Genomic DNA, 6,509 nt, shown 5'->3' on the forward strand with positions numbered 1-6,509 from the left:
GACACCGGGGCGACCAGAGGCGGTCGTGAGCCTGTGGATAACTGTTCCGGCGGAACCGTTCCGGCGAATCCGCCCTGCTCTGCCCGGTTGGCTCTCACCCGTGCAGGTGGCCTCAACCGATCGTTGCTGTCATCGGGCGGAGCAGGTGGTCAGGCCGGAGGTATTGCCGGAGGCGATCGCCTCGGTGGCGGTGACGGCCTCGTGCAGGGTGCTCACCGCGAAGACCTGCATTCCCTCGGGTTCGTGGCCCTTGACCTCATCGCAGTTGCTGGCCGGAGCCAGGAAGAACTTCGAGCCGGCCCCGTGGGCCCCCGCGATCTTCTGCTGAATTCCTCCGATGGGGCCGACCTGGCCATCCATGTTGATCGTCCCGGTCCCGGCGATGTCCTTGCTCCCGGTCAGAGCGCCAGGGGTGATCTTGTCGACGAGTCCCAGGGCGAACATCATTCCGGCGCTGGGTCCGCCGACGTCGGACAGGCCGAAGGAGGCCTCCACCGGGCTGTCCACCGAGATCTTCAGGCTCAGCCCCAGCAACGACCCGCTTGTCCCCTCCTGCGGGGCGATCGTGGTGAGCGCGGCGGAGACCTGTTGCTCACCGCGGCGCACGCCGAGCGTGACCCGCGTTCCCTCCGCAATGGTGGACATCAGCTCGCGCAGCTGGGAGAAGGAGGTGATGGTGGTCGTCTCCCCGCCTTCCGGCGCTATGGTCTCCAGGACGTCGTCAACCTGGACCTCGGTGGAGTCCTGCTGCTCGGTCACCTCGGTGACGGTCAGGCGCATGGCGGTGGCCATGCCGGTCTCGATGAGCGCGGCAATGACCGCGGAGTCCTGCGAGGCGGTCATCTGGGCCTTACCGGTCTCCTCGACCTGCTCGGCGGTCTGGTCCTGCGGGCACACCTCGTTACGGTCCACGATCCTCCTGTCCGATGAGAACCAGGCGGCGATGAGGTCGGCGGTCGTCACCGGGTATCCGGGACAACCCGATACCGACACGGTCGTCATCCGCAGGGCCCCCTCGGTCGGGTAGGTCTCAGTGCCCTTGACCTTGAGCACGTCCTGGTCCGATGACGAACCGTTGTCCAGCACATTCCAGGTGGGGCCGGGGGCCTCGATGACCACGTTGATCGGTACTGTGAAGGCGGCGATCGCCACGGCGACGACCAGGATGAACGTCCCAGCGGCCAGGACCCGCCGCAGTCTGCGCCGACGTCGGCCCTGATCCGGAAGCTCGATGTCGGGCTCCTCTGACCGGACAGGCTGGTCCGACTGGGACGGCAGGGGCCGGTCAAGGTCGGTCGAGTCGGCCGGGCCGGCGGCATCGTGCTGGTCTACGTGCGTCACGCGCTCATCATGCGACATCTTCCTGGAAGAGAGAGGCAGTTATCGATACGAACTTGGCACGAAGTCGACACAATGACGACACGATGACGATCCGGTGGCACAACGGCTGTGGTGGGTCTCCTGGGTGGCGGCTCCGGCGGGGCTTCCGACCGGCACAGGCTCGATGGGGCCTCGCGGCATCCGGAGTGTCCGAGCCGTTAGGAGGCGGATGCGGGCACGCCGTCGGCGAACGGAACATGGCCCCGGCACAGGAATGGGTGGGAGCATAGGACCGTTGGAGACAGTGCCCGGACAATGTCCTAGGACCACCCGATGAGAGGAGAGCCGTGAGCGAGGACGCCTTCGACGAGCTCGAGAAGATGCTCGCATCACTTTTCGGTGAGCAGATGGCCTCCGATGCTGTTGGAGCCCTGCGATCATCCGGGGTTGATCCCAGCTCCATCGCCCAGATGCCCGGCGTGGGTGACATCTCTCAGCTCAGCCCCGCTCAGTTGCTGGCCATGCGCGCACAGTTCCAGCAGATGTTCTCCGCCTCCACCGCCGAGCCGGTCAACTGGCGAATGGGGCAGGAACTGGCTCTCCGGCAGGCGCGCGGTGACGGCGATCCCACGGTGACAGCCGCGGTCGCGGACTCCGCTCGCCAGGCCCTCCGGGTGGCGGACCTGTGGCTCGACACCGCCACCGAGCTCATGCCCGCCCCCGGGCAGCGGGAGGCTTGGAGCCGCAGTACGTGGGTCGAACGCACCCTGCCGGTGTGGAAGGACGTGTGCGCCCCCGTGGCCGAGGCCGTCACCAGCGCCCTTGCCAGCACCCTGGAGAAGCAGATCCGCGAGATACCCGCCGAGATGGGGCAGGCCGCCCAGCAGATGGGGGCGCTCGGATCGATCATGCGCACCATGGCGGGCACGGCTTTCGGGCTCCAGATCGGTCAGGCCATTGGCGAACTCGCCAAGGAGGTTCTGGGCGCCACGGATACCGGCCTGCCGCTGACACGTGAGCCGGGCACCGCGCTGGTGCCGGCCAATGTGTCCGCCTTCGCCGAGGGACTGGAGGTCGATGAGGACGAGGCCCGCATGTTCATGGCGGTGCGTGAGGCCGCCACCGCCCGCCTCTACGCCCATGTGCCGTGGCTGCGCGGGCAGGTGCTCCAGGCCGTGGCGGCCTATGCCCGCGAGATCCGCATCGACACCGAGACCCTGGAGTCGGCCGTGGCTCAGGTGGACCCCAACGACCCCGATGCTTTGCGCGAGGCTCTCGAGAGTGGGCTGTTCGCGCCTCAGGAGACGGCCGCCCAGCGCGAGGCTCTTGAGGACCTCGAGACGCTGCTGGCCCTGGTCGAAGGGTGGGTCGAGGTCGTCACCGCCCGCGCGGCCGCCCCCCACCTGCCCCACATGATGGCACTGGCCGAGATGATGCGTCGGCGTCGAGCTCAGGGCGGTGCCACCGAGCAGGTCTTCGCCCGACTCATCGGGCTGACGTTCCGCCCCCGCCGGGCCCGCGAGGCCGCCGAGCTGTGGGCCCACCTGGGCGCCCAGGCCGGTGACGCCGAGCGCGACGCCTTCTGGAACCACCCGGATGTCATGCCCACGGCCTCCGAGCTCGCCAACCCCAAGGACTTCCTCACCATGCGACGCATGGCCCAGGACTTCGACTCCGAGATCGACGCAGACCTGGTCTCCCTCCTGGACGGCACCCTCGGGTACGCCGAGGGCGCCAGGCAGGCGGATGAGAACAGCCCCGAGGGACCGGGGGACAGGATCCCCGGGCCTGTGGACGAGGCCTCTCGAGGATCCCTCGGTTTCAAGGACTCGGACGGCGCTGACGACATCGACGAGCCGGACGGCTCAGGATCGGACGGCACGGAGAATGCCTGAGAGGGAGGGTCCCTGCGGCGACTGGGCCGACCTGAGGCCCGCCTGAGCCGGGGCCGGGGTGTGTCGGTGACTCGCCCGCCTGCAGGGCGTCTGACACGCACTGCTACATGAAGGTGGTCGCCAACGCCTCGACCAAACCGGGAACCAGTCGCTCACCCTGGTAGACCGAGGCTGCGTCGTCGTGAGTGCGAGAACGCAGCGTGCACCAGGACTCCCCGTCGCGCAGGACGCCCACCACCATACGGATGTCCTCGCGGTCGGGGTGCGCCTGGAGGAAGGTGAGGCGCTCGGCGGCGTCGGCGATGGCGTCCGCCTCCTCCTGCGCCGCAGGGGGCAGAACCAGGCGCTCGACACCGATCGCCGCACCGTGAACGGACTGGGGCCAGGAGAGTTGGGCCAGCAGATGCTCCAGGTCGGCGGCAGCCGGGAGCCTCTCCTGCTCCACCACCATGAGCAGCTCAGGGTCGGTGCGGGCCCCCTCCACGGTGGCGGCGTCGAGGAGCCCGGCGATGTCCGGATCAGTCCGGAGGGCATCGGCGGCACGAACCAAGGCGAAGACCCGTACCGGCTGATCCCAGCCGGAGACGGCCACGTGGGCCTCGGTCTCCGTCACCGCACGGGCGAGGGCCCGGCCCCGAGGAGAGGCGGACCGGTCCGCGCTCGACGCCGAGGTCCTGGGAGCTGACGCGGAGGAGGGCTCGGAATCGGGGGCGGGCAGCGGGGCGGCCGTATCGTCAGTCACGAGGCCATCATCTCATCGGTGCCTCTGCCGTCTCTAATGACACTGCCTCGAATAAACGGCTTTCGCATTGCGACTGCCCGGAGTCGATTTCTCGCCCTGAAGAAGGTTTATGGTCGTGCCGATGGTGTGTGGGACGATGGTCCGAGCGGCCCTTCGGGCCGATGGCGCCGCGCTGGACCGTGCGCGAGGCAGCGCCACCACGTACGTCAGACAGGGAGCAGGATCGTGAGCACCACGCCCGACGACGAGTCCTCGAGCAAGCCCACCGGCTCATCCCGGCAGTGGAGACCGGGTGCCAGAACCGGGCTGTTCGGCCTGGGAGGTGTAGGCGGAGGTGGGATCCGTCCTCCTCGTGCACCACGTGGCAAGACCGCACGCCGTCGCCCCGGGCCCTTGGCGCTGACCATCTCGATCGTTGTCGCGATCGCTGTCATCATCGGCGTCATGTCGCAGGTGTGGACTGAGGTCCTCTGGTTCAACCAGCTCAGTTACGTCCGCGTGCTGCTGACGCAGTGGATTGCCGCCGCCATCCTGTTCCTGGTGGGATTCGCCGTCATGTTCGGGGCCGTCTTCGTCTCGATGACCGCGGCCTACCGGGCTCGGGAGATCGGGATGCCCGACGATGAGGCCACCCGCAACCTCGAGGCCTACCGTACGGTGATCGAGCCGTTACGGCGCCGCATGACCTGGGTGGTGCCTGCGGTGCTGGCGGTGCTCGGCTCGGGCGGGGCGCTGGCGCCCAGCTGGCGCGAGGTCCTCCTGGCCTTCAACTCGCAGTCCTTCGGCGTCAAGGACCCCCAGTTCGGTATCGACATCTCCTTCTACGTCTTCGTTCTGCCGGCCGTGCTGACCCTCGTGTCCTTCCTGTCCAGCGTCGTCCTGTTCTCCGGCGTGGCCTCCGTCGTCGTCCACTACCTGTACGGCGGCATCTCCGTGGTACGCAAACCCCACTTCACCAAGGCGGCGCGCACCCATGTGGCGATCTTCCTGGCCCTGTACGCCGTCATCCGGGCGGCGGGTTACTGGCTGGGACGCTACAGCTCCCTGTACGCCTCCAACTCCAAGTTCGACGGTGCCAACTACACAGACGTCAACGCGGTCATCCCCGCCAATGCGATCCTCGCCGCGATCGGGCTCGCCGTCGCGATCCTCTTCATCGCCTCGGTGCGTGTCAGTTCCTGGCGCCTGCCGATCATCGGTGTGGTCGTCATGATCGTGTCCTCATTGGTGGTGGGAACGGCGTACCCGCTGGTCATCCAGAAATTCGTCGTCGACCCCAACGCCCAGCGTCAGGAGGCCGAGTACATCCAGCGCAATATCAACGCCACCAAGGCCGCTTACGGTCTGGAGAGCGTGGAGACCACCAACTACGACGCCACCACGACGGCTGCGCCCGGTCAGTTGGAGAAGGACGCCGAGTCCACCACCTCGATCCGGCTCCTGGACCCCGGACTCATCTCCCCGACCTTTCAGCAGGTCCAGCAGAACAAGCAGTACTACTCCTTCACGAACCGTCTTAACGTCGACCGCTACAAGGTGGGCTCCACCAACCGGGACACGGTCATCGCGGTGCGCGAGTTGAACCTGTCCGGCCTCGGTGAGAAGCAGCAGACCTGGGTCAACGAGCACACCGTCTACACCCACGGCTACGGAGTCGTGAACGCCTACGGCAACACGGTGGCCTCCCGCGGTTACCCCTCCTTCTGGGAGGGGGGCATCCCGTCCAAGGGGGACCTGGGCGAGTACGAGCCCCGGATCTACTTCGGCCAGTCCTCGCCGTCCTACTCCATCGTGGGCGGCAAGGACAACGGCTCGCCGCGCGAGCTGGACTACCCCGACGACAAGTCCGAGACCGGTCAGGTCAACACCACCTTCGCCGGCGACGGCGGGCCGAGCCTGTCCAACCCGTTCAACCGGCTGCTCTACGCCGTCAAGTTCCGGGAGGCCAACATCCTCTTCTCCCAGGAGGTGCGCGAGGGATCCCAGATCCTCTATGTCCGGGACCCGGCCAAGCGAGTCTCCAAGGTGGCTCCCTGGCTGACCCTGGACAACAGCCCCTACCCGGCCGTCGTCGATCATGATGACAACCCGGCCACGCCCAAGCGGGTGGTGTGGATCGTCGACGGTTACACCACGACGAACAACTACCCCTACTCCCAGCACGAGTCCTTGGCCAGGGCGACGGCGACCGCCGACAACCAGGGAGGACTTCTCAGGGCACCGGAGGAGTCCAACTACGTGCGCAACTCCGTCAAGGCCGTCGTCGATGCCTACGACGGGTCGGTCAAGCTCTACCAGTGGGACGATAAGGACCCGATCCTCAAGGCCTGGCAGAAGGTCTTCCCGGGGACGGTCACACCCATGAGCCAGATGAGTGCCGACCTCATCGCGCACATGCGCTACCCGGAGGACCTGTTCAACGTCCAGCGCACCATGATGGCGACCTATCACGTCAACGATGCCGCGGAGTTCTACTCCGGAGGCGACTTCTGGAAGATCCCGGATGACCCGACCACGCCCGGCCAGGACCAGCAGGCCCCCTACTACCTGAC

Annotated in this window: 4 protein-coding genes; 2 read left to right on the top strand and 2 right to left on the bottom strand. The window is 67.3% G+C overall.

Features of this window, described 5'->3' with window-relative positions; translation table 11 throughout:
• Window positions 1-129 precede the first annotated feature (129 nt).
• The gene (locus RWR81_RS07370) at window positions 130-1,359 is read right to left on the bottom strand and encodes a S16 family serine protease (protein WP_314456398.1); all 1,230 of its coding nucleotides are present in this window, start codon (window positions 1,357-1,359) and stop codon (window positions 130-132) included.
• A gap of 308 nt (window positions 1,360-1,667) precedes the next feature.
• On the opposite strand from RWR81_RS07370, the gene RWR81_RS07375 reads away from it, so the two are divergent.
• Window positions 1,668-3,215 carry a zinc-dependent metalloprotease gene (locus RWR81_RS07375; RefSeq protein WP_314456400.1) on the top strand — a complete coding sequence of 516 codons (1,548 nt, stop codon included), beginning with the start codon at window positions 1,668-1,670 and terminating at the stop codon, window positions 3,213-3,215.
• 103 nt (window positions 3,216-3,318) lie between these two features.
• Here RWR81_RS07375 and RWR81_RS07380 read toward each other — a convergent pair whose 3' ends face one another.
• Complete coding sequence (locus RWR81_RS07380) at window positions 3,319-3,933, bottom strand: PPA1309 family protein (protein ID WP_314456404.1); 615 nt, start codon at window positions 3,931-3,933, stop codon at window positions 3,319-3,321.
• Between the two features lie 468 nt (window positions 3,934-4,401).
• On the opposite strand from RWR81_RS07380, the gene RWR81_RS07385 reads away from it, so the two are divergent.
• On the top strand, window positions 4,402-6,509 hold a 2,108-nt coding region (locus RWR81_RS07385), incomplete at its 3' end, for a UPF0182 family protein (RefSeq protein ID WP_314456406.1).

Origin of the sequence: uncultured Actinomyces sp. (assembly GCF_963526355.1) — a bacterium.
Taxonomy (GTDB): Bacteria; Actinomycetota; Actinomycetes; order Actinomycetales; family Actinomycetaceae; genus Actinomyces.

Bases quoted from the DNA above. Each gene is read 5' to 3' on its own strand.
- RWR81_RS07370 (WP_314456398.1), bottom strand. From the start codon at position 1,359: ATGTCGCATGATGAGCGCGTGACGCACGTAGACCAGCACGATGCCGCC.